21 protein-coding genes and 3 pseudogenes are annotated in these 26,300 nt (G+C 70.3%); 17 read left to right on the forward strand and 7 right to left on the reverse strand.

Translation table 11 applies throughout. The annotated features are described in order from the left end of the window. Positions 1-82 precede the first annotated feature (82 nt). Entirely contained in the window at positions 83-1,090 is a 1,008-nt protein-coding gene (locus B1L11_RS00985; RefSeq protein WP_079312259.1) for a LacI family DNA-binding transcriptional regulator, read from the reverse strand. 202 nt (positions 1,091-1,292) lie between these two features. Between B1L11_RS00985 and B1L11_RS00990 the strand changes: the two genes are divergently transcribed. The 5 genes and pseudogenes from B1L11_RS00990 to B1L11_RS54415 all read left to right on the forward strand — a co-directional run bounded on the left by B1L11_RS00990 (position 1,293) and on the right by B1L11_RS54415 (position 5,994). Next, positions 1,293-2,564: a sugar ABC transporter substrate-binding protein gene (locus B1L11_RS00990; RefSeq protein ID WP_079312261.1), complete on the forward strand. Its 1,272-nt coding sequence runs from the start codon at positions 1,293-1,295 to the stop codon at positions 2,562-2,564. Between the two features lie 11 nt (positions 2,565-2,575). Then, on the forward strand, positions 2,576-3,484 hold the full coding sequence (locus tag B1L11_RS00995) for a carbohydrate ABC transporter permease (RefSeq protein WP_256862117.1): 909 nt from the start codon (positions 2,576-2,578) through the stop codon (positions 3,482-3,484). Continuing rightward, entirely contained in the window at positions 3,481-4,263 is a 783-nt protein-coding gene (locus B1L11_RS01000; RefSeq protein WP_079312265.1) for a carbohydrate ABC transporter permease, read from the forward strand. The genes B1L11_RS00995 and B1L11_RS01000 overlap by 4 nt, the downstream gene beginning before the upstream one ends. Positions 4,264-4,474: 211 nt before the next feature. Continuing rightward, positions 4,475-5,541: pseudogene (locus B1L11_RS01005) on the forward strand (glycoside hydrolase family 127 protein); the annotation flags it as partial. A 120-nt stretch (positions 5,542-5,661) separates the two neighbouring features. After that, entirely contained in the window at positions 5,662-5,994 is a 333-nt protein-coding gene (locus B1L11_RS54415) for a hypothetical protein (protein WP_372974632.1), read from the forward strand. Positions 5,995-6,063: 69 nt separating this feature from the next. Here B1L11_RS54415 and B1L11_RS49510 read toward each other — a convergent pair whose 3' ends face one another. Beyond that, a complete protein-coding gene (locus B1L11_RS49510; protein WP_306291580.1) occupies positions 6,064-6,489 on the reverse strand; it encodes a substrate-binding domain-containing protein in 426 nt (141 codons plus the stop codon). A 97-nt stretch (positions 6,490-6,586) separates the two neighbouring features. Further along, a pseudogene (locus B1L11_RS49515) lies at positions 6,587-7,120 on the reverse strand (LacI family DNA-binding transcriptional regulator); the annotation flags it as partial. A 200-nt stretch (positions 7,121-7,320) separates the two neighbouring features. Between B1L11_RS49515 and B1L11_RS01015 the strand changes: the two are divergent. The 5 genes and pseudogenes from B1L11_RS01015 to B1L11_RS01030 all read left to right on the forward strand — a co-directional run bounded on the left by B1L11_RS01015 (position 7,321) and on the right by B1L11_RS01030 (position 13,583). Next, entirely contained in the window at positions 7,321-10,635 is a 3,315-nt protein-coding gene (locus B1L11_RS01015) for a discoidin domain-containing protein (protein ID WP_079312417.1), read from the forward strand. 66 nt (positions 10,636-10,701) lie between these two features. Beyond that, positions 10,702-11,799 carry a beta-L-arabinofuranosidase domain-containing protein gene (locus B1L11_RS01020; protein ID WP_079312267.1) on the forward strand — a complete coding sequence of 366 codons (1,098 nt, stop codon included), beginning with the start codon at positions 10,702-10,704 and terminating at the stop codon, positions 11,797-11,799. Next, positions 11,685-11,930: pseudogene (locus B1L11_RS54420) on the forward strand (LamG-like jellyroll fold domain-containing protein); the annotation flags it as partial. The gene B1L11_RS01020 and the pseudogene B1L11_RS54420, both read left to right, overlap by 115 nt. Further along, a complete protein-coding gene (locus B1L11_RS54425; RefSeq protein WP_179154922.1) occupies positions 11,900-12,145 on the forward strand; it encodes a LamG-like jellyroll fold domain-containing protein in 246 nt (81 codons plus the stop codon). The pseudogene B1L11_RS54420 and the gene B1L11_RS54425, both read left to right, overlap by 31 nt. 25 nt (positions 12,146-12,170) lie before the next feature. Then, positions 12,171-13,583: a family 43 glycosylhydrolase gene (locus B1L11_RS01030; protein ID WP_079312271.1), complete on the forward strand. Its 1,413-nt coding sequence runs from the start codon at positions 12,171-12,173 to the stop codon at positions 13,581-13,583. A 48-nt stretch (positions 13,584-13,631) separates the two neighbouring features. Here B1L11_RS01030 and B1L11_RS01035 read toward each other — a convergent pair whose 3' ends face one another. Next, the gene (locus B1L11_RS01035) at positions 13,632-13,964 is read right to left on the reverse strand and encodes a cupin domain-containing protein (RefSeq protein ID WP_079312273.1); all 333 of its coding nucleotides are present in this window, start codon (positions 13,962-13,964) and stop codon (positions 13,632-13,634) included. 71 nt (positions 13,965-14,035) lie between these two features. Between B1L11_RS01035 and B1L11_RS01040 the strand changes: the two genes are divergently transcribed. Together B1L11_RS01040 and B1L11_RS01045 are read left to right on the forward strand one after the other, a co-directional pair. After that, complete coding sequence (locus B1L11_RS01040) at positions 14,036-14,983, forward strand: GlxA family transcriptional regulator (RefSeq protein ID WP_079312275.1); 948 nt, start codon at positions 14,036-14,038, stop codon at positions 14,981-14,983. Positions 14,984-15,125: 142 nt separating this feature from the next. Then, positions 15,126-15,728, forward strand: coding sequence for an ATP-dependent Clp protease proteolytic subunit (locus B1L11_RS01045; RefSeq protein ID WP_079312277.1), 603 nt, complete (start codon positions 15,126-15,128; stop codon positions 15,726-15,728). A gap of 100 nt (positions 15,729-15,828) precedes the next feature. On the opposite strand, the gene B1L11_RS01050 is transcribed toward B1L11_RS01045, so the two are convergent. Further along, a complete protein-coding gene (locus tag B1L11_RS01050; protein ID WP_256862118.1) occupies positions 15,829-17,289 on the reverse strand; it encodes an alpha/beta hydrolase in 1,461 nt (486 codons plus the stop codon). A 440-nt stretch (positions 17,290-17,729) separates the two neighbouring features. Between B1L11_RS01050 and ppdK the strand changes: the two genes are divergently transcribed. From ppdK to B1L11_RS01060, 3 genes are all read left to right on the forward strand, one after another. Next, the gene (gene ppdK / locus B1L11_RS01055) at positions 17,730-20,378 is read left to right on the forward strand and encodes a pyruvate, phosphate dikinase (RefSeq protein ID WP_079312281.1); all 2,649 of its coding nucleotides are present in this window, start codon (positions 17,730-17,732) and stop codon (positions 20,376-20,378) included. 151 nt (positions 20,379-20,529) lie between these two features. Then, positions 20,530-21,039: a hypothetical protein gene (locus tag B1L11_RS49520; RefSeq protein WP_256862119.1), complete on the forward strand. Its 510-nt coding sequence runs from the start codon at positions 20,530-20,532 to the stop codon at positions 21,037-21,039. Then, complete coding sequence (locus tag B1L11_RS01060; protein WP_256862139.1) at positions 20,991-21,893, forward strand: M14 family metallopeptidase; 903 nt, start codon at positions 20,991-20,993, stop codon at positions 21,891-21,893. Before B1L11_RS49520 ends, B1L11_RS01060 begins: the two co-directional genes overlap by 49 nt. Positions 21,894-21,904: 11 nt before the next feature. Here B1L11_RS01060 and B1L11_RS01065 read toward each other — a convergent pair whose 3' ends face one another. Beyond that, positions 21,905-22,924: a YeiH family protein gene (locus B1L11_RS01065; RefSeq protein ID WP_079312283.1), complete on the reverse strand. Its 1,020-nt coding sequence runs from the start codon at positions 22,922-22,924 to the stop codon at positions 21,905-21,907. Between the two features lie 70 nt (positions 22,925-22,994). Here B1L11_RS01065 and B1L11_RS01070 point away from each other — a divergent pair, with 70 nt between their 5' ends. Further along, a complete protein-coding gene (locus B1L11_RS01070) occupies positions 22,995-23,969 on the forward strand; it encodes a LysR family transcriptional regulator (protein ID WP_079312285.1) in 975 nt (324 codons plus the stop codon). Between the two features lie 160 nt (positions 23,970-24,129). Here the strand turns inward: B1L11_RS01070 and B1L11_RS01075 are convergent, their stop codons facing one another. Beyond that, complete coding sequence (locus B1L11_RS01075; protein WP_079312287.1) at positions 24,130-24,783, reverse strand: TetR/AcrR family transcriptional regulator C-terminal domain-containing protein; 654 nt, start codon at positions 24,781-24,783, stop codon at positions 24,130-24,132. A 73-nt stretch (positions 24,784-24,856) separates the two neighbouring features. On the opposite strand from B1L11_RS01075, the gene B1L11_RS01080 reads away from it, so the two are divergent. Then, positions 24,857-26,269 carry an FAD-dependent monooxygenase gene (locus tag B1L11_RS01080; RefSeq protein ID WP_143736802.1) on the forward strand — a complete coding sequence of 471 codons (1,413 nt, stop codon included), beginning with the start codon at positions 24,857-24,859 and terminating at the stop codon, positions 26,267-26,269. The last annotated feature ends 31 nt before the right edge of the window (positions 26,270-26,300 follow it).

Genomic DNA, 26,300 nt, shown 5'->3' on the forward strand with positions numbered 1-26,300 from the left:
CGCGCGTGAACGATGAGCCGACCGCCTGACCCGGTGCTCGTCGTGCCTGCGAAGCTCGATGACCTCCCTTCTCGTGACGTCCCTAGACGGTCGACTCGCGGATGATCAGGCGGCACGGCATCCGGTGCACGCCCGGCGTCGCCCGCCCGTCCATCGCCGCGAACAGGTGCTGGGCGGCCGTGCGGCCGAGCACCTCCAGGTTCATGTCGACCGTGGTCAGCGGGGGCCTGGTCTCCGTGGACAGGACCTCCCAGTTGTCGTAGCCGACCACCGCGAGGTCCTCCGGCACCCGTCGCCCGCGTTCCCGCGCGGCCTCCACGAGGCCGGCCGCTATCTGGTCGCTGCCGCAGACGACGGCGTCCACCTCGGGATCGGCGCGCAGGATCACCTCGGCGGCCTGCCGTCCCCAGCGCTGCGACCACACGCCGTACAGGACCTGGCCGCCGGACATCGGCAGGCCCGCCTCCTCCAGCGCGAGCGTCACCCCGGCCGCCCTGTCCTGGGCGGCCTGGTAGTGCTGCGGGCCGGTGACGTGCGCGATCCTGCGCCGGCCGAGGGTCACCAGGTGCCGTACGGCCTGCGCCGCGCCGTCCACGTCGTCGGGCACGAACGACACGTCGTCCGGGTCGTCGGACGGCGCGTAGGCGTACACGACGGGCACGGGCAGGTCGCGGCTTATCGAGGGCCGGGGGTCGGTGCTCTCGCCCACGACGATGAGGCCGTCCACCCGGCGGGTCAGCAGCGTGCGGATGTGGTGCTGCTCGCGGATGGCGTCGCCGCGGGCGTCGCACAGCAGCACCGCCATCTCACCCGCGCCGAAGGCGTCCTCGGCGCCGAGCAGCACGGGGATGCCGAAACGGCCGACGCTGTCACTGGTGAGCAGACCCATGGTGCGGGTGGACCCGGTCAGCAGGCTGCGGGCCAGCGCGTTCGGCTGGAACGACAGCTCTTCCGCTGCCTGGAAGACGCGCCTGCGGGTCTCCGCGCGAACCTGTCCCCGGCCGTTGAGCGCCTTGGACGCGGTCGCGATCGAGACCCCCGCGAGGGCGGCCACGTCGGTGATCGTGGCGGGTCGTTGCGGAGGAGCCATCGATACGTAAAACCTTTTCAGAATGTGGGCGACTACGGCCATGCCGAAGATAGTCGCCGTTCCGTGATGACGCAAGGACTAGGCATGCCATTGACGGCGGCGTATGTTGCGGCTACGTTTCCGAAAACCTTTTAGGTCATTTTCCGTGATCTTCACGCGAGGAGCACCTGCCAGCACGGCACACCCCCCGTAAGGAGCACCGATGTTCAGACGACTGCCGGCGATCACGGCCGCAGCGCTCCTGGCCGCGGCACTCGCGGCCTGCGGCGGCGGCGAGCCCGCGGGATCGGCATCGGCCGGGTCGAGCGGCCCGGTCACCGTCACGATGTGGACCCGCGCCGCCACCCAGGCGCAGAGCCAGCGCCTGGTCGACGCCTACAACAAGACCCACAAGAACCAGGTCAAGCTGACCGTCATCCCCACCGACAACTATCAGCCGAGGATCGCGGCGGCGGCGGGGGCCAAGCAGCTCCCCGACATCTTCGCCGCCGACGTGATCTTCGTGCCCAACTACACCTCCCAGGGTCTGTTCCTGGACATCACCGACCGGATCGCCAAGCTCCCGTTCAAGGACGCGCTGGCCCCCTCGCACATGCGGCTCGGCACGTACGAGAACCGGCAGTACACGCTGCCGCACACCCTCGACCTGTCGGTCTGGTTCTGGAACAAGGACCTCTACAAGAAGGCGGGGCTCGACCCGGAGAAGGGTCCCACCACGCTCAAGGAGTTCGCCGAGCAGGCCACCACCGTGCAGGAGAAGCTGGGCAAGGACGGCAAGGTCCACGGCACCTTCTTCGGCGGCAACTGCGGAGGCTGCTACGTCTTCACGTTCTGGCCGTCGGTCTGGGCCGCGGGCGGCGACGTGATGAACGAGGACGGCACCCAGTCGCTGGTGGACAAGCCGCCGATGACCGACGTCTTCGCGATCTACCGGAGCCTGTACGAGAAGGGCGTCACCGGACCGACCACCAAGGAGGAGCAGGGGCCGACCTGGACCGGCTTCTTCCCCAAGGGCGAGATCGGCGTGATGCCGATGCCGTCCACCACGCTCGGGTCGATGCCGGCGGACATGAAGATCGGCGTCGCGCCCATCGCGGGCCCCGACGGCGGCGAGTCCACCTTCGTCGGCGGCGACTCGGTCGGCATCTCGGCCACCTCCCAGCACCCGGACGAGGCGTGGGACTTCCTGTCCTGGTCGGTCTCCGACGAGGCCCAGGTCGAGGTCATGGCCAAGAACAAGGACGTGGTGGCCCGCACCGACCTGGCGGACAACAAGTACTCGTCCGCCGACCCGCGGGTGGTGCTGATCAACTCGCTCGTCGCCAAGGGCAGGACGCCGTACGCGCTGAAGTTCGGCCAGACGTTCAACGACCCGCAGGGGCCGTGGCTCAGGCTGGCGCGTGAGGCCGTCTTCGGGGACGCCTCGAAGGTCGCCTCGCTCAACGAGTCCGTCAACCAGTCCCTCCAGCAGTGATGGCAGGCCCAGTGACCGGCACTGTCCATGTGACGGCGGCCCGTGCGGGCCGGGGCCGACGCGCCCCGGCCCGTCCGGGCACCCTGCGCGCGCTGGCCGGGATGGCCTACGCGGCGCCCACCGCCGTGATCGTCCTCACCCTGTTCCTCGCCCCGCTCGTGCTGGTCGTCGTGATGTCGCTGCACAGGTGGCCGCTGCTCGCGTCGTCTGCAGGCCATGCGCCGACGTTCAACGCCCCGGCGAACTACGCGAAGATCACCGACGACCCGTTGTTCCCCGGCGCCGTGGTCTTCACGCTGAAATACACCGCGATCATCACGGTCCTGCTGTCGGCGCTGGCCCTCGGCCTCGCGCTGCTCGTGCAGGAGCGCCGGCTCGGCGTCGGCTTCTTCCGTACGGCGTTCTTCCTGCCCGGCGCGGTCGGGTTCGCCGCGGCGGCGCTGCTGTTCTACGGCATGCTCAACAACGACGTCGGCCCGTTCGGGTTCCTCGGCGTGAAGTGGACCGGCACGCCGAACATGGCCCTCACCTCCACGATCGTGCTGGTGCTCTGGCGCTTCGCCGGGTTCAACATGCTGATCCTGCTGACCGGCCTGCAGTCCATCCCGGTCGAGGTCTACGAGGCGGCCAGGTCCGACGGCGCGTCCCGTTGGCAGGTGTTCACCCGGATCACGCTGCCGCTGCTGCGCCCGACCCTCGCGCTGATGCTGATCCTCAGCATCACCGGGTCGCTGCTCGCCTTCGACCAGTTCTTCATCTTCACCAACGGCGGGCCCGACAACAGCACGATCTCGATGGTGATGGTGATCTACCGCAACGCGTTCTTCAAGTTCGACCTCGGCGGCGCCGCCGCGATCTCCGTCGTGCTGCTGGCCGTCCTGGTCGCGCTCAACACCCTCCAGTTGAAGGTCCTGAGATGAGGTACTACTCGTCCCGGTCGGCGCTGGCCGTGCTGTTCCTGTTCCCGCTGCTGTGGAGCGGCTGGTCCTCGCTGCGGGGACAGGACGGCGGCTACACGCTCGGCAACTACGCGCAGATGGCGCGGTTCGGCGAGGGCCTGCCGCGTTACTTCGGCAACAGCCTCCTGGTGTCCGTGATCACGGTCGTCGGCACCGTCGTCGTCTCGGCGCTCGGCGGCTACGCGTTCGCCCGGTTCCGCTTCCCCGGCAAGAACCTGCTCTTCCTGGCCACGCTCGCGATCCTCATGGTGCCGTACGCCACCATCCTCATCCCGCTGTACGTCCTGCTCGGGTACGTCGGGCTGCAGAACTCCCTGGTCGGGCTGGCCCTGGTCTTCGTGATGTTCCAGCTTCCCTTCGCCACCTACATGATGCGCAACTCCTTCGAGGCCGTCCCGAAGGAGCTGGAGGAGGCCGCGATGGTCGACGGGTGCGGTTCGCTGCGCGCGCTGATCGGCATCCTGCTGCCCGCCGTGCGGCCCGGCCTGATCACCGTCGGCCTGTTCGCGTTCCTCGCCTCGTGGAACGACTTCTTCGCGCCGTTGATCCTGCTCAACGACGGGTCGAGCTTCCCGCTGCCGGTCGCCGTCGTCAGCATGACGCAGAAGACGTTCGGCGCGATCGACTACGGCATGCTGCAGGCCGGCGTCATGGTCATGGCGGTGCCCTGCCTGCTGCTCTTCCTCGTCCTGCAGCGCTACTACGTCCGCGGATTCATGTCAGGAGCCTTGCGTGGTTAGTCCCGTCGCCCCCTCCTCCGGCGCCCTCACCCCCCTCAGCCTGCCGGGCGTCCGCCTGCTCCCGGGGTTCTGGGGCTCGCAGCCGACCCAGACGATCATCGACCACTGCTACACGTGGATGGAGCGGGTGGGGTGGATCGGCAACTTCGCGGGCGAGCCGCGGCGCGGACGCGAGTTCAGCGACTCCGAGGTCTACAAGCTGATGGAGGCGATGGCCTGGGCGGGCGACCCGCGGATCGAGGAGCTGACCCGCGTCGTCGCCGCGGCGCAGGAGCCCGACGGCTACCTCAACACCAAGTGGGCCGGCGCGCGGTACACCGACCTGGAGTGGGGCCACGAGCTGTACTGCTACGGCCACCTGATCCAGGCCGGGATCGCCCGCAAGCGCACCCACGGCGAGGACGAGCTGTGGGACGTGGTCCGCCGCGCCGCCGACCACGTCTGCGCGACGTTCATGGAGGGCACGGGCGTCTGCGGGCACCCGGAGATCGAGATGGCGCTGGTCGAGCTCTACCGCGAGACGGCGCGGAACGCTACCTGGAGATGGCCCGCCGGTTCGTCGAGCGGCGCGGGCTGCCGGCGCTCGCCGACATCGAGTTCGGCCGCGCCTACTACCAGGACGACCTGCCCGTACGGCAGGCCGAGGTGTTCCGCGGCCATGCCGTACGCGCGCTCTACCTGGCCTGCGGGGTCGTGGACCTGGCCGTGGAGACGGGCGACAAGGAACTGCTGGAGACCGTCGAGCGGCAGTGGGAGCGCACGGTCGCCCGGCGCACGTACCTGACCGGCGGCATGGGGTCGCGGCACTCGGGGGAGGCGTTCGGCGACGACTACGAGCTGCCGCCCGACCGCGCCTACAACGAGACCTGCGCCGGGGTGGCGTCGGTCATGCTGGCCCACCGGCTGCTGCTGGCGACCGGCGACCCCCGCTACGCGGACCTGGCCGAGCGCACGCTCTACAACGTCGTCGCCGCCGGGCCGGCCCTCGACGGGAAGTCGTTCTTCTACGCCAACCCCCTCCAGGTGCGGGTGCCGGGGGAGAAGGTCGAGGGGGTCAGCCCGCGTGCGGAGGGCGGGCTGCGCGCCCCCTGGCGCGAGGTGTCGTGCTGTCCCACGAACCTCGCCCGCACCTTCGCCTCCCTGCCCGCCTACCTCGCGACCGCCGACGAGCGGGGAATCCATGTCCAGCACATCACGCCGTCGGTCATCGGTCACGACGGGCTGCGGGTGCGGGTCTCCACGGGTTACCCCTGGTCGGGCTCGGTGACGCTGACCGTCGAGGAGGCTCCGGCGGACCCGCGCCGGATCACGGTGCGCGTCCCGGGCTGGGCGGGCGGCGGCCGGCACGAGTGGGAACGTTCCTGGCAGCAGGGCGAGGAGGTCCGTCTCGACATCCCGATGTCGCCGCGCTGGGTCCGCGCCGATCCCCGGGTGGACGCCGTGCGCGGGTGCGTGGCGGTCGAGCGCGGGCCCCTGGTCTACTGCGCGGAGTCGCCCGGAGACGCGCCGCTGCTGTCGCAGATCGAGGTCAGCACCGCCACGCCACCGGTGGAGCGCGGGCCGTCCCTGGAGGTCGCCGCCCGTCACGTCGTCGCCGAGGACGACGGCTGGCCGTACGGGGAGGCCCGGACGGAGCAGGGGGAGCCGATGGTGCTGTGGCTCGTGCCCTACCACCGCTGGGGCAACCGGGGGCCCGCGACGATGCGGGTCTGGCTGCCTGAAGCCCGCTGAAAGGTTCATCGCGAAAACCTTTTCTGACATATTTGGCGATAATTGCGGAGTGGTAATTCTCCGTGGATTTCAGTTGCCGGGGCGGCGGGGGAGCGGGCCGGTCGACTCCCGCACCACCAGCCGCCCCGTCCGCCGTACGACGCCGGACGTGCGGTGCCCGTCGAGGGCGGCCGACAGGTGCTCGACCGCCGCGGCGCCGAGCTGCTCGAGGTTGAGGTCGATGGTCGTCAGCGGCGGGCGGCAGTCGGCCGCGAGCGCCTCCCAGTTGTCGTAGCCCACCACCGCGACGTCGTCGGGGATGCGCCGTCCCAGGGCGGCCAGGGCCTCGCAGGCGCCGTCGGCGATCTGGTCGTTGCCGCAGAAGATCGCGTCCACCTCGGGGGCCGCGGTGATCAGCATCCGGGTGGCGTGGCGGCCCCACCGGCGCGACCACTCGCCGAAGAACGGCTCGCCACCGGCCAGGTCGAGGCCGGCCTCGTCCAGTGCCGCGCGCAGGGCGGCGGCCCGGTCGCGGGCGGCCCGGTAGGACGTCGGGACCGGTGATGTGCGCGATGTGGCGGCGGCGCAGCGCGATCAGATGACCGGCGGCCAGCCGGGCCCCTCCCGTGTCGTCGGCGAGGATCGACAGGTCGGCCGGGTCGCTGGACTCGCCGTACACGTAGACCACCGGCACGGGGATGTCCCGGGTCAGGGACGGCCGCACGTCGTTGCTCTCGCCCAGGATGACGAACCCGTCGACCTGCCGGGCCAGCAGCGTGCGGATGTAGTGCTGGCGCCGGATGGCGTCGCCGCGCGCGTCGCACAGCACGACCGACATCTCCTCGTTGCCCAGCGCGTTCTCCACCCCGAGCAGCACCGGCATGGAGAAGCGCCCGCCGAGCTCGTCGGTGAGCAGCCCGATGGTGCGGGTGCGGCCGGAGATCAGCCCTTGGGCGAGCGCGTTGGGGCGGAAGGACAGCTCGGCCGCGGCCCGCCGCACCCGGGCGCGGGTCTCCTCGGCGACCTCGGCCCGGTTGTTCAGGGCCTTGGAAGCCGTCGCCACCGAGACCCCGGCCCGGGCGGCGACGTCGGTGAGCGTCACCATTCCGGAACGACGTCGGCCCACCGAAATCCTTTCGAAAGACATTTCAGAAAAGGCGCGGGAGAAGGCACCCGCACGCCCTGACCATATGCGGGCGAGCGCGCCGCCATCAATGCCGCCTGCGCGCTGATCTCGTTACCCAAAGTTAACGTTGCCGAAAACCTTTTCGGCGTCGATTGTGGGCTCAAGCGCGGCATCCGCCCCCGGGTGACCGTCCCCCCACCACCCCCGAAGGAGGTGACGTGATGCCGGCGTTCGTCCATCCCCGGTTCAGATCCCTGACCGTGGCGGTGGTGCTCTGCCTCGTCATCGGCGCCCTCATGGTGCCGAGGCAGGACGCCTCCGCCGCCCAGACCATCGGCTATCCCACGTTCACCGGTCCCGCCATCCCCACGCCGCCGGTCGGCTACAGCACGGGGAACATGCTGCGGGCCGTCTACGACTCCGAGAGCTCCGGCACCGACTTCTGGATCGACCGGCTGCTCAGCCGCACCGGCGGAAGCGACCCCTCCGACGCCGACGGCGGCATCCTCATGACGCGCGGCCGGGCCCTGTTCATGAAGACCCACACCCCCGGCACGCTCGGCTTCGCCGGCAAGGTCGCCTACATCGAGAGCATCAACGACCAGAGCGCCTTCACCGTCGCCGTCACCCCGGGCACGTTCACCGAGCAGACCGCCCAGCGCAAGCAGGCCCCCAGCCACTGGAAGAGCGTCCACACCAGCGGCAACGTCCGGATCGAGCAGACGAAGTTCATCACCGACAACAACGTCGCGGTGGCCAACCTGGCGATCACCAACGGCGGCACCGCCTCCACCACCCTGCAACTGCGCGCCACCTCGCCGTACGCCACCTCTGGCAGCGGCAACGAGCTGACCGGCACCGTGAACGCCTTCAACAACCTCACGACGATCCGCCCCCGGCTGTCGGGCGACGGGTTCACCGTCTCCAGCGGGGGACTGAACCGCTCGGTGACGATCGCGGCCGGCGCCACCGTCACCGTCAAGCTCGTCATGGGCTTCGTCACCGACGAGATCCCCGAGTCGCTGAGCGAATACAACGCCTACAAGGGCTACGACGCCGCCACCGCGTTCGCCACGCACGTGCGGGCCTACAACCGGTGGTGGGCGGACAACATCCCCTACTTCGACTCGCCCGAGCCGGCGATCATGAAGAACTACTACTACCGCTGGTGGCTGATGCGGTTCAACAACCTCGACGCGAACCTGCCCGGCCAGACCTACCAGTTCCCGACCTCCGTCGAGGGCGCGCTCGGCTACAACAACGCCATCGTGCTCACCCAGCCGATGCACATCGACGACCTGAAGTATCTGCGCACCCCGCTCTACGCGTACGGCGACTGGCTGTCGGCCGGGCAGGTGTCGAAGGGCGGCCGGTTCCTCGACAACCCGGGCGACCCCGCCAACTGGTCCAACAGCTACACCCAGTACATCGGTGAGGCGGCCTGGCGCAGCTACCAGATCCACGGCGGGCCGCCCGCCGTCGCGGCGAACCTCGCCAAGTACGCCGAGGGCGACGCCAAGGGCCAGCTCTCCTACTACGACCATGACGGCAACGGGCTGATCGAGTACGACTGGGGCGCCCTCACCGGCAACGACGCCGACGCCGTGTCGTTCCACTGGCGCAGCGGCAACCTCGACCGCACCGAGTCGGCCTACGTCTACAGCGGGGCCCTGGCCGCCGCCAAGGCGTACGACGTGATCGGCAACGCCACGAAGGCGGCCGAGATGCGGGCGCTCGCCACCCGGGTGCAGAACGCCGTGGTCAACGTGCTGTGGGACCCGTCGAACCGGGTGCTGGAGCACCGCCACGTGGCGACGAACACGCTCGACCCGTGGAAGGAGATCAACAACTTCTACCCGTACGCGGTGGGCCTGATGCCGAACACGGCGACCTACCGGGAGGCGCTGCGGCTGTTCGCCGACCCGGCCGAGTATCCGGTCTTCCCCTTCTACACGGCCAACCAGAAGGACAAGGCGGCAGCGGCGGCGGCCGGCAACCCCGGCAGCAACAACTTCTCCACGATCAACTCGACCGTGCAGTTCCGGCTGTTCTCCTCGGCCATCCGCAACTACCCGAGCTCCTACATCACCAAGGACGACTACAAGAAGCTGCTCTACTGGAACGCCTGGGCGCAGTACGTGGGCGGCGACACCCGCTGGCCCGACGCCAACGAGTTCTGGGCGAACTGGAACGGCTCGTCGATCACCTACCGGTCGTGGATCCACCACAACATCCTGGGCAGCAGCAACTGGACGCTGATCGAGGACGTGGCCGGGCTGCGCCCGCGCGACGACGCCAAGGTGGAGCTGTCGCCCATCGACATCGGCTGGGACCACTTCGCCGTCAACAACATCCGCTACCGCGACGCCGACCTGTCGATCGTCTGGGACGACCCGTCCGACGGCGTCACCCGGTACGCCGGGGTGCCGCAGGGCTACTCGATCTACGTCAACGGCGCCCGGGCGGTGACCGTGGACCGGCTGGCGCCGTTCGTGTGGGACCCCGCGACCGGGTCGGTCACCTTCACCGGGGGTGCCACCGGGACCGTCTCCTACAACCAGGCGGTCGCCGGGATGAAGGCGCCGCAGCAGGTCGTCCACACCGACCCGCGGGTGGTCGACGAGCTGGCCAAGGCCGGGGCCGACATCACGGCGAACCTCACCGACCTCGCCCAGGGCGCCACCGTGTCGGCCTCCTACACCGGCTCCGGCACCACCACGGCCTCCGCCGTGGACGGATTCCCGATCAACGAGCCGTTCTGGGGCGCGGCCGGCTCGTCGAACGCCCAGGACTGGTACGAGGTGAACTTCGGCAGCGCCAAGACCTTCGACGAGGTCAGGCTCTACTTCAAGGACAGCCGTCCGGCGAGCACGGCCTACCGGCCGCCGTCGGCCTACCAGATCCAGTACCTCGACGGCAGCACCTGGACCACCGTGAGCGGCCAGGCGAAGACGCCCGCCACCCCGCAGGGCAACTACAACCTGGTCAAGTTCAGCCCGGTGACCGCGCAGCGGGTGCGGGTGCTGATGACCAACCCGTCCGGGGCCAAGAGCGGGCTCACCGAAATCAAGATCTACAACCGTGGCGGCACCAACCCGCCGCCGGTCACCAACCTGGCGCAGTCGGCGACGCCCTCCGCGTCGTACACCTCGTCGTGGGAGTCGGTCGCCGCGATCAACGACGGGATCGACCCGCCGTCGTCCAACGACACGGTCAACCCGCGCTGGGGCACCTGGCCCAACCAGGGTGAGCAGTGGGCGGCCCTCACCTGGCCGTCGGCGGTGACCGTCGGCCGGGCGCAGGTCTACTTCTTCGACGACGACCAGGGCATCGGCCTGCCGGCGTCGTGGAAGCTCCAGTACTGGAACGGCAGCGCCTACGTGGACGTCGCCGGGGCGAGCGGCTATCCGGTCACGGCCGACCAGTACAACACCGTGACCTTCACCCCCGTGAGCACCACCCGCCTGCGGGTGCTGCTGCAGAGCGCCTCCGGCTACTCCGTCGGGCTGCTCGAAGTCAAGGCGTACGGCTCGTAACGCGTCAGGCGGGGGAGGCGAGCGGCCTCCCCCGCACCCACCACTCCGACGGAAGACGAGACAGCCATGCCAGAACCCCCCAGAAGCGTCTCACGCAGAACCCTGCTCGCGGCCGGCGCGGCCGGGCTCGCCGCCGGCGCGCTCGGCGCCCTCGGGACCGCCCGCCCCGCCGCGGCCGCCTCCCGTCCCGACATCGGCGTCGCCGCCTACGCGTTCCCGCTCACGGCCGTGCGCCTGCTGGGCGGGCCGTTCGCGGCCAACGCCGGGCGTACGCACAGCTACCTGTCGTTCCTCGACCCCGACCGCCTGCTGCACACCTTCCGGCGCAACGTCGGCCTCGCCTCGGCCGCCACGCCCTGCGGCGGCTGGGAGTCGCCGACCACCGAACTGCGCGGCCACTCCACCGGGCACCTGCTGTCCGCGCTGTCCCAGGCGTACGCCTCGACCGGCACGGCGGCGTTCAAGAGCAAAAGCGACTACCTGGTGACCGAGCTGGCCGGATGCCAGGCCCGCGCGACCACCGCCGGGTTCAACGCCGGCTACCTGTCGGCCTTCCCCGAGAGCTTCATCGACCGCGTCGAGGCGCGCCGGCAGGTCTGGGCCCCCTACTACACCCTCCACAAGGTCATGGCGGGGCTGCTCGACGCGCACCTGCTCACCGGCAACGCCCAGGCGCTGACCGTCCTGCTCGGGATGGCCGCCTGGGTCAAGCTGCGCTGCGACCGGCTCAGCTACACGCAGCGGCAGAACATGCTCGACACCGAGTTCGGCGGCATGAACGAGGTGCTGACCAACCTCTACCAGCTCACCGGTGACCCCGCCCACCTCGCCACCGCGCAGGACTTCGACCACGCCGAGGTCTTCGACCCGCTCGCGGCCGGGACCGACGCGCTGAACGGCTACCACGCCAACACCCAGATCCCCAAGGTGATCGGGGCCATCCGGGAGTACCACGCCACCGGCACGACCCGCTACCGCGATATCGCCGTCGCGTTCTGGGACATCGTCACCCGCCACCACACGTACGCAACGTGGCGCTGCCCTCCGGCATCCTCGCGGGCGCGACGGCCTTCTCCGTCGCCCTCTGGGTCCGGCTGGACGCCGTCGACACGTGGTCGCGGGTCTTCGACTTCGGCACCGGCACCACGGCCTACATGTTCCTGACCCCGCGCAGCTCGGCGGGGACGGCCCGCTTCGCCGTCACCACCACCGGATCGGGCGGGGAGCAGCGTCTCGACGCCCCCGCCGCCCTGGCGGCCGGGAAGTGGATCCACGTCGCCGTCACCGCCGCCGGCGGCACCGGAACGCTGTACGTCGACGGGGCCCAGGTGGCCCGGGCCACGGGCATGACGCTGCGCCCCGCGACCTCGGCTCCACCCCGGGGAACTGGATCGGCCGCTCGCAGTACGCCGGCGACCCCTACCTGCGGGGCGCGGTCGACTCGCTGCGGATCTACAGCCGGGCGCTGACCGCCGCCGAGATCGCCGATCTCCACTCGACAGGCTTGTAACCCCTCGCGGAAAGGCACTTCATCCATGTCACGACGCTCATGGCGCCGGCGCCTGTCCTCGGTGGCCGCGATCGCGGCCACGCTGGTGCTGGTCCTGGCGGGAGGCGCGTACGCCGCCAACCCGATCATCACCTCCATCTACACGGCCGACCCCGCCGCCCTCGTGGTGGGGAACACGATGTACATCTACTCCGGGCACGACGAGGCGGCCCCCGGCGCGACCAACTTCTCCATGCGCGACTGGCACGTGCTCTCGTCGACGGACGCGAACACCTGGACCGACAACGGGGCGAAGCTGTCGATCGCCGACTTCTCCTGGGCGGGCGCGGACGCCTGGGCGGGGGAGGTGGAGCCGCGCAACGGGAAGTACTACTGGTACGTCCCGGTCAACGGCAACGGTGCGGGGTGGATGGACATCGGCGTGGCGGTCGGCGACAGCCCGCTCGGCCCGTTCCACGACGCCAAGGGCGGCCCGCTGATCAGCGACAGCACCCCGAACTCGTCGCCGCTGAACATCGACCCCACCGTGTTCACCGACGACGACGGGCAGGCGTACATCTACTGGGGCGGCTACTGGGGAGTGCGGGCGGCCAAGCTCAAGTCCAACATGATCGAGCTGGACGGCTCGGTCGTCACGCCGCAGGGCCTCACCAACTACTGGGAGGCGCCGTGGATGTTCAAGCGGAACGGCGTCTACTACATGGTCTACGCGGCCAACGACACCAACGGCTGCGTCACCTCGTCCAGCTACGCCTGCCAGCGCTACGCGACCGCGAGCAACCCGCTCGGGCCCTGGACGCAGCGGGGCGTGATCCTCGACCAGGTCAGCTCCACGACGAGCCACGCGGCGGTGGTGGAGTTCAACGGGCAGTGGTACATGGTCTACCACACGGCCGACGCGCCGGGCGGCGGCAACTTCCGCAGGTCCGTCGCGGTGGACAAGCTCTACTTCAACGCCGACGGCACGATCCAGAAGGTGATCCAGACCAGGGGCGGCGGCACCGGCGGTGACAACAAGGCGCTGACCGCGACCGCCTCGACGTCGTACGTGTCCTCCTGGGAGAGCCTCGCGGCGATCAACGACGGCTACATCCCGGCCGGTTCGGCCGACCGGGCCCACGCGGTGTACGGCAACTGGCCGCAGCAGGGTGCCCAGTGGGTGCAGTACGACTGGCCGGCCGCGGTCACCCTCAACCGGGTGCGGGCCTACTGGTTCGACGACGACCAGGGCATCGACCTGCCGGCGTCCTGCTCGGTGCAGTACTGGACCGGCTCGGCCTGGCAGAACGTACCCGGGGCGAGCGCCTGCGGCGTGGCCCCGAACACCTTCAACACCGTGACGTTTTCGCCGGTCGCCACCACCCGGATCCGGCTGAACTTCACCTCGCGCAGCGGCTACTCGACCGGCCTGCTGGAGGTCCAGGCCCTGGCGCCGTGAGCCGGGCGAGCGCCTTCCGGGTCCCGGAAGGCGCTCGCCCGTCCGCCGCTAACCCTCCGGATAGAAGAGGAACAGCGTGCAGCCCGTCGTCGTCTGCGGGACGTGTGAGGAACCCGCGGGGGCGTGGATGAAGGAGCCGGCCGGGTAGTCCCGCTCGCCGTCGTTGAAGACGCCGGAGACCACGAAGACCTCCTCGGGACCCGGCTCGTGGACGTCGACTCCCTGCCAGCGGGTGTTCGCGTCCATCTCCAGCACGAAGGCCTTCGCACCGTTGTCCCCGGCCCACAGCGGGCGCAGCCGGATGCCGGGGAAGAGTTCACGGACCGGAGCGTCCTGGACGGCGGACCACACACACGCAGGCGTGTTCTGTTCTGTCGTCATGAGGGCCAGCCTGGCGGCCGGCCGTCGCCTCGCCGAGCGTCAGAAAAGACATCATGCGGTACTTTCCTGCCATGCATCGAGTGGTGGCCCTCGTCCGTCCACGGCAATCGACCTTCGAACTCGCCTGCGCGGCTCAGGTGTTCGGGATCGAGCGGCAGGGACTTCCGACGCGGTACGCGTTCGGCGTGTGCACCGAGCGCCCCGGCCCGGTCGCGACGTACGCCGGGTACGACATGCTCGTGACCGACGGGCTGGACGCGCTCGACCGGGCGGACACCGTGGTCGTCCCGGGCTGGCTGCCCGTCAAGGAGCCGCCCTCGCCCGCGGTCGTCCGGGCACTGGGCCGCGCGCACGCCCGCGGGGCCAGGGTGGTGAGCATCTGCTCCGGCGCCTTCCTGCTGGCACACGCCGGTCTGCTGGAGGGACGGCGGGCGACCACCCACTGGAAGCTGGCGGACGAGCTCGCCGCGCGCTTCCCGCGCATCCGGGTCGATCCGGATCCGCTGTACGTGGACCACGGTGACGTGGCCACCAGCGCGGGCGCCGGGGCCGGTATCGACCTGTGCATGCACCTGGTCCGCCGCGACCAGGGCGCCCGGTACGCCGCGCACATCGCACGGACCATGGTCATGCCGCCCCACCGCGAGGGCGGGCAGTTGCAGTACTCGGCGCCGCCGCACCCGGCGCAGATCGACGACACGCTCGCGCCGTTGCTGGAGTGGATCATCGAGAGACTCGGTGAGCCGCTGACCGTCGAGGAGATGGCCGCACACGCCGGCGTCTCGGCGCGTACCCTCGCCCGTCGGTTCGCCGAGCAGCTCGGCACCAGCCCCGGGCAGTGGCTGCTCGCCCAGCGGATCGCCACGGCCCGGGACCTGCTGGAGTCCTCCGACCTCCCGCTGGACGCCGTCGCCCGCCGCGTCGGGCTCTCCTCGGCCACCAACCTCCGGCGGCGCTTCCTCACCATCATGGGCACGACGCCGGGCGCCTACCGCCGGGCGTTCCGGGCCGAGCCCTGACGTGAATGCGCTAAAGGCGGAATATGCTCCTAGCGTAATTTGCTCATGGCGGAAATGTGCTCAGAGTGAAATAGGCAGGCCTCTTCCCGGGTTCCGGGACTAATGTCGCGGCATGACCCGACTACCGGAACAGGGAGACCAGATGGACCACCACGCGCGCTCCGGCGACCCCGCCGCCGACCGGTTCGCCTCCGGAGATCTTGGCCGTAAGCTGCTGGAACGGCGCATCGTCGTGCTCGGCCAGGAGGTCGACGACGACATCGCCAACCGCATCTGCTCACAACTGCTGCTGCTGACCGCGGAGGACTCCGAACGGGACATCAACCTTTACATCAATTCCCCCGGTGGTTCCGTGTCGGCCGGTCTGGCGATTTACGACGTCATGCAATACGTGCCGAACGACGTCGTCACCGTGGGCATGGGCCTGGCCGCGTCGATGGGGCAGTTCCTGCTGTGCGCCGGCGCGCCGGGCAAGCGTTACGCGCTGCCGCACGCGCGCATCATGATGCACCAGCCGCTCGGCGGCATCGGCGGCACGGCGGCCGACATCGCGATCCAGGCCGAGCAGATGCGGCACACGAAGAAGACCCTGGCCGAGCGCATCGCCTTCCACACCAATCAGCCGCTCGAGCGCATCGAGGCGGACTCCGACCGGGACCGGTGGTTCACCGCCGAGGAGGCCAGGGAGTACGGCATCGTCGACCACGTGGTGGCCGGGCTCGGCGCCCTGCGGACGGCACGCTGAGCGGCAGGGTGTCAGCAGCACGCTGAGCGCCGGAGCGAGCGGCACTGTGCTGCAGTGGAGGGCGCAGTGGTCGGCGCAGTGAACGAGCGGGGGAGCGCGCTCAGCCGCAGCGCGTCCCCTTGGCCGGGACCGTCCCCTCCAGCAGGTAGGCGTTGACCTTGTCGTCGATGCACTGGTTCTGGCCGTACGCGCCGTGGCCCTCGCCGTTCAGCGTGAGCAGCACGCCGGTGCGCAACTGCTGGGCCAGGCGCGGCGCCCACTGGTAGGGCGTGGCGGGGTCGTTCGTCACGCCGACCACCAGGATCGGGCCGGACCCGGTGGCGTCGACGTGCCTGGCGGCGTCGTCCCCGGGCACCGGCCAGACGCTGCACGATCCCGCGCTGATCGCGGTCGAGGCGAAGATCGGGCTCCGCTTCACCAGCCGCCGGGATAGCTCCTCGCCCTCGGCGACCGAGGGCCGGTCGGTGCTGTCGACGCACAGCACCGCCGGCAGCGAGAACTGCAGGGTCGAGTAGGTGCCGTTCGGCTGCCGCCCGGCGTACTGGTCGGCCAGCGCGAGCAGGCCGTCGAGCTTGCCCTTCCTGCCCTCGTCCAGCGCCTCGGTGAGCAGCGGCCAGGTGTACTTGCTGTAGAGCGCCTGGGTGATGCCCGCCCTGGCGTTGTCCTCGGTGACCGTGCGCGAGCCGACCTTCCCCGGCGTGCGCGCCAGGGTGTCGAGGAGCTTCAGCACGGTGGCGTTCGCGGCCCGGGCGTCGGCGCCGAGCGGGCAACTCGTCCGCGTCTTGGTGCAGTCGGCCAGGTAGTCCTCGTACGCCTTCTGGAAGCCGAGGGCCTGCGTCTTGGCCATGTCGAGCATGGTCACCGAGGGATCGACGGCCGAGTCGAGCACCATGCGCCCCACCTTCTTCGGGAACTGCGTGGCGTACACCGCCCCGAGGTGGGTGCCGTAGGAGAAGCCGAAGTAGTTGAGGCGTGGCTCGCCGAGGGCCACGCGCAGGGTCTCCATGTCGCGTGCCGCGTTGACGGTGCCGACGTAGGGCAGGATCCAGCCCGAGTTGCGCTCGCACGCCTGGGCGAAGCCCTTGACGAGCTTGGTCTCGGCCGCGGCGTTCTCGCTGGGCTCCCTGCTCATGTACTGGTCCATCTGCGGGCCGCTGAGACAGCGGATGCCGCTGCTGCGCTCCACGCCGCGCGGGTCGAAGCTGACGAGGTCGTAGCGGCTGTTCAGGGTGGAGAACGCGTGGGCCGCGTTGATGAGCGTCGTGACGCCGGAGCCGCCGGGCCCGCCGAAGTTGAAGACCAGGGAGCCGATCCGCCGGCTCTGGTCGGTGGCCCGCAGCCGGACCAGTGCGATGTCGATCTTCTTGCCCTCCGGTTTGGCGTAGTCGAGGGGCACCTGGAGTGTGGCGCACTCGAAGCCGGAGGAGGAGGCCGTCTCCTCGCACGCCTTCCACGACAGGGAGGGTGTGCCCGAGGCGAACTCCTCCGGAGTGACCCGCGCGCCCCCGCAGCCGGTGGCCGCCGTCATCGCGCCGAGCCCGGCGACCGCCGCCGCCAGCACCGGCCAGACCCTTCGCGCCGTCGCCCGCGCCGATACCACTCGCGCCGATACCCCTGGCGCCGATACCACTCGCGACATCGCTCGCGACACTGACAACCCTCCGTGTTCGACTGTATTCGGAGGGTGCCTCGTTTATATCGCACGCCGTCTCCACCGCACCGCCGACTCACCGGAACTCCGCCTTACCGGACAATGGTCTAAACCATTTCCCCTCCCGCGCCGGGGAGCCTTCACGTCGTCCTTGGTGGCGAATTGGTTTATACCACTCTGCGGTCACCGGAAAAATGGCCGTTCTTTGATTGGATTAGACCTGTTCGATGCCTTCGACCTGCTTAGACGTCATATGTGGCGAAGGGTGAGGTTTGGTGCTGCTTTTCCTAGGTACAGTCCGGTTGCGGGCCGCGTCCGCGGTTTTATTGAAGTCGGCGAAGGAGCGTCGCATGCCCAAGTACGTTTACGACTTCACCGAGGGCAACAAGGACCTCAAAGACCTACTCGGTGGCAAGGGCGCCAATCTGGCGGAAATGACCAACATCGGCCTCCCCGTGCCTCCCGGCTTCACGATCACCACGGAGGCGTGCCGCCACTACCTGGGTCACGGGGGCATGCCCGACGGGCTGGAGGGGGAGATCGGCGAGCATCTGGCCGCCCTGGAAGCACGGATGGGCAAGCGCCTCGGCCAGGCGGACGACCCGCTGCTGGTCAGCGTGAGGTCGGGGGCCAAGTTCTCGATGCCCGGAATGATGGAGACGGTCCTCAACATCGGCCTCAACGACGACTCGGTCCTCGGGCTGGCCAAGCAGTCGGGCAACGACCGCTTCGCGTGGGACTCCTACCGCCGTCTCATCCAGATGTTCGGCAAGACCGTCCTGGGCATCGACGGCGAGCTGTTCGAGGACGCGATGGACGCCCTCAAGGGCGAGCGGGACGACACCGACCTCGACGCCGCCGACCTCCAGCGGCTGGTCGAGACCTTCAAGGGCATCGTCCGGGAGCGGACGGGCCGCGACTTCCCCGCCGACCCCCGGGAGCAGATGGATCTCGCCGTCAGGGCGGTCTTCGACTCCTGGAACGCCCCGCGCGCGATCCTCTACCGCCGCCAGGAGCGCATCCCCGCCGACCTCGGCACCGCCGTCAACGTCGTCGCCATGGTGTTCGGCAACATGGGCCCGGACTCCGGCACCGGGGTCGCCTTCACCCGCGACCCCGGCTCGGGACGCCAGGGCGTCTACGGCGACTACCTGCGCAACGCCCAGGGCGAGGACGTCGTCGCCGGCATCCGCAACACCGTCCCCCTGCAGGAGCTGGAGACCATCAACCCGGAGGCCTACCGCGAGCTCCTCGACATCATGGCGACGCTGGAGCGGCACTACCGCGACCTGTGCGACATCGAGTTCACGATCGAGCGCGGCAAGCTGTGGATGCTGCAGACCCGGGTCGGCAAGCGCACGGCCGCCGCCGCCTTCTGCATCGCTACGCAGCTCGTGGACGAGGGCCTGATCGACATGGACGAGGCGGTCACCCGGGTCACCGGCGACCAGCTCGCCCAGCTCATGTTCCCCCGCTTCGCCGCGACGGCCGGCAACCGCAGGCTGACCACCGGCATGAACGCCTCGCCCGGCGCCGCCGCGGGCAGGGCCGTCTTCAGCTCCGAGCGGGCCGTCGAGCTGGCCGGGCAGGGCGAGGCGGTCATCCTCGTACGGCGGGAGACCAACCCCGACGACCTCGCCGGGATGATCGCGGCCCACGGCGTGCTCACCTCCAGGGGCGGCAAGACCTCCCACGCCGCCGTGGTGGCCCGCGGCATGGGCAAGACCTGCGTGTGCGGGGCCGAGGAGCTGGAGGTCGATCCGCACGCCCGCCGCTTCACCGCCCCCGGCGGGATCGTGGTGAACGAGGGCGACGTGATCTCGATCGACGGCGGCACCGGAGCCGTGTACCTCGGTGAGGTCCCGGTCACCGCCTCGCCGGTCGCCAGGTATTTCGAGGGCGAGCCCGCGGAGGACGAGCTGGTGCGGGCCGTCGACCGGATCATGACGCACGCCGACTCCGCACGCCGGCTCGCCGTACGGGCCAACGCCGACACCCCCGAGGACGCCGCCCGCGCCCGCCGCTACGGCGCCCAGGGCATCGGGCTGTGCCGTACGGAGCACATGTTCCTGGGGGAGCGGCGGCGGCTCGTCGAGGACCTGATCCTGGCCACGACACCCGAGGAGCGGCAGGCCGCGCTCGACGCGCTCGAACCGCTCCAGACCGGCGACTTCACCGGCATCTTCACGGCCATGCGCGGGCTGCCGGTGACGATCCGGCTGATCGACCCGCCGCTGCACGAGTTCCTGCCCGACCTCACCGACCTGGCCGTGAAGGTGGCCCTCGCGGAAGAACGGGCGGGAGAGGCGGCGGACGACCGGGACCGCAGGCTCCTCGACGCGGTCAAGCGGCTGCACGAGCAGAACCCGATGCTCGGCCTGCGCGGCGTACGGCTCGGCCTGACGATCCCCGGCCTGTTCGCCATGCAGGTGCGGGCCATCGCCACGGCGGCCCGGCGGGTCGAGGACGCCCGTGCGGAGATCATGATTCCGCTGGTCGGCGCGGTGCAGGAGCTGGAGATCGTCAGGGAGGAGGCGGAGGGCATCCTCGCCGAGGCGGGCGTGGAGGCGGCGATCGGCACGATGATCGAGGTGCCGAGGGCGGCGCTGACGGCCGGGCAGATCGCCGAGGCCGCCGAGTTCTTCTCGTTCGGCACCAACGACCTCACCCAGATGACGTGGGGCTTCTCCCGCGACGACGTCGAGAGCGCCTTCTTCGGCAGATACCTCGACCTCGGCGTCTTCGGGGTCTCGCCGTTCGAGTCGGTCGACCGGGAGGGCGTCGGCCGGCTGATGCGGATCGCGGTCGAGGAGGGCAGACGGACGCGGCCGGACCTCAAGCTCGGCATCTGCGGCGAGCACGGCGGCGACCCCGACTCTGTGCACTTCTGCCACGAGATCGGCCTCGACTACGTCTCCTGCTCGCCGTTCCGCATTGCGGTGGCCCGGCTGGAGGCGGGCCGTGCCGCGCTGACCTGTGCGGAGTCCGATACGCGATGAGGTGAAATTCCACAGAACATCCGGACTGATTGTGGAATGACCAGGTCGGAGTGGGGGCGGTTCACCGGGTCGCGCGACACGGCCCGGTGACCGTTGAAGCCGGCCGCCTGATCTGATCACTCTACGTACCTACCGCAAGGGAGGGCGTGGAGTGAGAAGACGTCGCCGCCTGCCGTCGCCGGGGATGCGCCGTGCTGTCTTCGCGCTGCTCTGCACCCTCGCGGCACTGCTCGGCGTCGCCCCCGTTTCGCCGGCCCTGTCGCTGACGACCTCGGTGACGGGCACGGCGGGACAGGAGGGACAAGCGGGTCAGGAGCCGTCGACGTCGAGGCAGTACCAGGTGGACGGCCCCGCCACCGTCGCGCAGCGCAGCGCGGTGGCCCGCACGGGGGCCGCGGTCGACGAGGTGCACGGCCGGAGCATGGTCGTCACCGCGACCCTCCAGGAGGCCGACGCCATCCGCAGGCTCGGGTTCACGGTCACCGAACTGGCACCCCCCGCCGAGACGGGCGGCCCGCAGACCGTTCGACTTCCCCGTCGGGGGACTCCGGCTACCACAACTACGCCGAGCTCAGCACGCTGGTCGACCAGGTCGTCGCCGCCCATCCCACGATCGCGCGCAGGTTCAGCTACGGCCGCTCGTACGAGGGCCGCGACCTGATGGGCGTCAAGATCAGCGACAACGTGGGCGTCGACGAGAACGAGCCCGAGGTGCTGTTCACCGCGCACCAGCACGCGCGCGAGCATCTCACCGTCGAGATGGCGATCTACCTGCTGCGCCTGTTCACCGACAACTACGGCGGCGACGCCCAGATCACCGACCTGGTGAACACGCGGGAGATCTGGATCCTGCCCGACCTCAACCCCGACGGGGGCGAGTACGACATCGCCACCGGCTCCTACCGGTCGTGGCGCAAGAACCGCCAGCCCAACTCCGGCACCTCCAGCGTCGGCACCGACCTCAACCGCAACTGGGGCTACAGGTGGGGCTGCTGCGGCGGCTCCTCCGGCACCCCGTCGAGCGAGACCTACCGCGGCTCGGCCGCCGAGTCGGCCCCGGAGGTCAGGGCGGCGGCCGACTTCGTCCGCGGCCGCGTGGTCGGCGGCGTCCAGCAGATCAGGGCGGCCATCGACTGGCACACCTACAGCGAGCTCGTCCTGTGGCCGTACGGGTACACGACGGCCGACACCGGCCCGGGCATGACGCGGGACGACCGGGACGCGCACGCCGCCCTCGGCCGGAGCATGGCGGCCACCAACGGGTACACCGCCGAGCAGGCGAGCGACCTCTACATCACCGACGGCTCCATCGACGACTGGATGTGGGGCACGTACAAGATCTTCACGTACACGTTCGAGATGTACCCCAAGAGGAGCAACCCCGGCTTCTACCCGCCCGACGAGGTGATCGACAGGGAGACCTCCCGCAACCGGGCGGCCGCGCTGCTGCTCGTGCAGTACGCCGACTGCGTCTACCGGGTCATCGGCAAGGAGCCCGCGTACTGCGGCGCCTGATCCATCGGAGATCACGCCAGCACGGTGACGCCGGCGAGGGCGACCAGCGTGACAAGGGCCGTCGAGAGGGCGCCCAGCGTGACGGCGCGGCGGCCGGTGCGCAGGAGCGCGCGCAGGCGGACCGCCGCTCCCATGCCGAACAGCGCGGCGGTGAACAGCAGGGTCTCCGCGGTCTTCAGCACCGCCAGCGACGCGGGCGGCAGGACGCCGAGGCTGCGCAGGGCCGCCATGGCGAGGAAGCCGGCCACGAAGAGGGGCACGACGGGCGGCCTCCCGCCCTCAGAGGGAGCGGCCGTACGGCGGCGCCAGAGGGTGACTCCGGCGATGAGGGGGGCGAGCAGGACCACGCGGGTCAGCTTGACGACCACCGCGGTGGTGAGCGCCGCCCCGCCCGCGGCCTGCGCCCCGTCCACAGCCTGCGCGGTGGCCACGACCTGGGCCACCTCGTGCACGCTGGCGCCGGCCCAGACGCCGAACGCCTCCGGAGACAGGTGCAGGAGGCCCCCGGCCTGCGGCAGTACGGCGATCGCGAGCGAGCCGTACAGCGTCACCAGGGCGACCGCGGTCATGACGTCCTCCTCGTCGCTGTCGGTCACCCCGTCCATGGCCGCGACGGCCGCCGCCCCGCAGATGGAGAAACCGGTCGCGACGAGCAGGGACAGCTCCCGCCCCAGCCCGAGCCTGCGGCCGAGCCACTGTGTGCCGAAGAAGGTCGTGGTGACCGTCACCACGACCAGCAGCACCACCGGAAGTCCCAGGGCGAGGACGTCGGGAAGGGCGAGCTGCGCGCCGAGGAGGACGATCCCGAGCCGCAACGGCCCTCTGGCCGCGAACTCGAGCCCGGGACGCAGGGTGGGTGAGGACAGGCCCAGGTTGGTCATGAGGGCGCCGAGGACGAGCGCGGCCATCAGCGGGCTGACGGCGGGGACGAGCGCGTTGACGGCGGTGGCCAGGGCCACCCCGGCGGCCGTCACGAGCAGTCCCGGAAGCGGGGAACGGGCAGCGGTGGTCCGGGTGAGAGACGGAAGCATGCGGAGATCGTCGCGAAGTCCCATATGCCCCGGTAGCCACCGATTTCGCAAGAGGTCATACGGTTGCCGTATGACCGTACGGTGGCCGGATCTGGCCAGCCTCGAACTGCTGCTCCTGGTGGCGGAGCAGGGCAGCCTCGGGAAGGCGGCGAAGCTGCACGGCATCACGCAGGCGTCCGCCAGCCGCAGGCTCGACACGCTGGAGCGGGAGCTGGGCGTGCCGCTGCTGCACCGCTCGACCACGGGCTCGCGCCTCAGCCCGCAGGGCCAGGTCGTCGTGGACTGGGCCCGCGCCACGCTGGCCGCCGCGAACGACCTGCTCACGGGGGTGCAGGCACTGCGCGGGCGGACCGACGCCCGCGTACGGGTGGCCGCGAGCATGACCGTGGCCGAATACCTGATGCCCGGCTGGCTGGTGGCGCTGCGCCGCGTGCTGCCCGACGTGGAGGTGGGGCTGCGCGTGGTCAACTCCGGCGAGGTCTGCCGGATGGCGACGGACGGCGAGATCGACGCGGGCTTCATCGAGTCGCCCGTCGTGCCGCGGGAGCTGACCTCCTGGCCGGTCGCCGAAGACCGGCTCGTCGTCGTGGTGGCCCCCGGTCACGCGTGGGCCCGGCGCGGGAAGCCGCTACGCGGGGAACCTCTGCGCGGCGAACCTCTGGACGGGGAACCACCGCGCGGGGAACCGCTGAGCCGGGCCGACCTGGCCGCGACGCCGCTGGTGGTGCGCGAACCCGGGTCGGGCACCCGCTACGCCCTCGACCGCCTTCTGACCGGCCCGGACGTCGCCCCGCCGATCCTGGAGCTGTCCTCCAACGCCGCGGTGAAGGTGGCGGTGGAGACCGGGGTCGCCCCGGCGGTTCTCAGCCACCTCGCCGTGGCCGCGGAACTGCGCGACGGACGCCTGATCGAGGTGCCCGTCGCCGATCTCGACCTGCGGCGGCCGCTGTTCGCGGTGTGGCGGGCCAGGGCCCGGCTGACCGGCCCGGCCGCCGAGCTCGTCCGCCTCGCCAGGACCGCCGCTCACGGCGCCCCGCGACCCTAGCCGTCAGCCCACCACGAGAACGCCCCAGCCCGTGATCGGCCGGCTCGGCGCCGTACCTGCCGCCGGGCGGCTCGGCCTGCAGATCCCCCTTTTGCGCGCCCCGACGGCATGCTCATGCGATCGGGCGCGCCGGTCCGGACCCGCCAGCGGATCCCGTCGATCAACTGCCGCTTACTGAACTGCCCTTCTGACGAACGGCCTCGATGCCCGCCAGCACGATGCGCAGGCCGTACTCGAAATGGTCGTCGCTGTCGACGGCGTAGAGCTCCTTGGTCACGCTTGCCGTCAGGGGATAACGGGTTTCGTCGATGGTCATGGTCTGCGCATAGGGGTTGGGGCCTTCGTAACTCTCGCCCGTCCGCGCTTGTTGCTCGATCGTGAAGCCCACGACGTAGTGCAGGACGGCGGGGAACGCGCGGGCCGCCTCGGTGGTCGAGAAGCCGGCGTCGGTGAGCGTACGCAGAACCAGTTCGAACGTCCGCCCGATGGACGGACCCGTCGAGTAGGACCCGGCAGTGACCCTGGCGCCGTCGCGGTAGCGAAGCATCGCGTCGCGCATTCTGCGTGCGAGGCCGGCGATCCATTCCTGCCAGGTCTCGTTGCGACTGGGGCCTTCGACGCCGTCGGCCGCCTCGGCCGTGATCAGCCCGGCCATCAGGTCGAGCAGCTCGTGCTTGTTCTTGACGTGCCAGTAGAGCGTGGGTGCCTGGACGTCGAGCTCCTTGGCGAGTGTCCGCATGGTCAGGCCGTCGAGGCCGACGTCGTTCAGCAGCCGCAGGCCGGTCCGGGCGATCAGGTCGGGTGTGATGGGCACGGTTGACAATCTAGCATCGTTAGAGCTATATCTAACGCCGTTCGAGATTACTCTAATGTCGTTAGGGGCGATCATGGAGGACGTGGTCATCGTCGGCGCCGGCCCAACCGGCCTGATGCTGGCGTGCGAGCTGCGGCTCGCCGGGGTGGACGTGCTGGTACTCGAAAGGCTGACCGAGCCCACGCGTGACTCGCGGGCGGGCGGGCTGCATCCGCGGTCGCTGGAAGTGCTCGATCAGCGGGGGATGCTCGACCCGTTCCTGGCCGAGGGGCGTCCGTTGCCGGGTACGCGCTTCGCCGGACTGCCGCTCGATCTGTCGGGGCTGCCGACCCGGTATCCGTTCCTGCTGGTGATCGTTCAGCGCCGGATCGAGCGGCTGCTCGAGGCTCGCGCCCGGGAGTTGGGCGTTCGGATTCGCCGCGGGGTCGAGGTGACGGGCCTACGCCCAGGGCCGGCGTCGGCGAGCACGGCGTCGCCGGCCGCGGGGGCGGCAGCGGCGTTGGCAGCCGCGGAGCCGGTCGTGGTCGAGACCACGGACGGGCCCGTGGAGACGCGTTATCTGGTCGGTTGTGACGGCGGCCGCAGTGTGGTGCGCCGGCTGGCGGGCATCGACTTTCCGGGCACGCCGGCGACCACCACGTCGATCCTCGGGGACGTCGAACTCGCCGACCCGCCCGCGGAGCAGTTTCTGCTCCAGCGAACGCCACGGGGAAACTTCTCGGTGCTCGGCTTCGAGAAGGGGTGGCGGCGGGTGATCGTGGACGAGGCCGGGGCAACCGTTGCCGACTCGACGGCCATCGGCTTCGAAGATCTGCGGGCGATGCTCATCCGGGTGGCGGGCACCGATTTCGGGATGCACAGTCCACGGTGGATCTCGCGATTTACCGACGTCGCGCGGCAGGCGGCGTGTTATCGCTCCGGGCGTGTGCTGCTGGCCGGGGACGCGGCGCACGTCCACTCGCCGGCCGGGGGGCAGGGGCTGAACACCGGGCTGCAGGACGCGTTCAATCTCGGCTGGAAGCTGGCGCTCGTCGTGCGAGGGAGCGTCGACGAGGAGTTGCTCGACACGTACCACGAAGAGCGGCACCCCGTGGGCGCCCGGGTGCTGTCGAACACGCGCGCGCAGAGCGCGTTGAGCGCACCCGGCGCGCATGTGGACGCGCTTCGAGAGCACGTGGGCGACATGCTCGCGACGCCGGACGCGAACCGGAAGATCGCCATGATGATCACGGGGCTGGACATCTCCTATGGACTCGGACCGCGCGTACCCGACCGGGACCTGCCCGACGGGACGCGGCTGTTCGAGCACCTTCGCGCGGGTCGCCCGATCCTGGCCGATGCCTCGGGCGAGCCTGCGGACAGCCGCCTTGTGAGCGAGCTCAAGGGACTCGGAGAACCGCTGCTGATCAGGCCCGACGGACACCTGGCCTGGAAAGAGTCGCTGGGCCATGAAGCGTTGTCCACAGCCCTGCGACCCTGGCGTTGACATCGTTCGATCAACTCGATCGGATACGAAG

This window comes from Microbispora sp. GKU 823, assembly GCF_002027145.1.
GTDB classification, from domain to species: Bacteria; Actinomycetota; Actinomycetes; order Streptosporangiales; family Streptosporangiaceae; genus Microbispora; species Microbispora siamensis.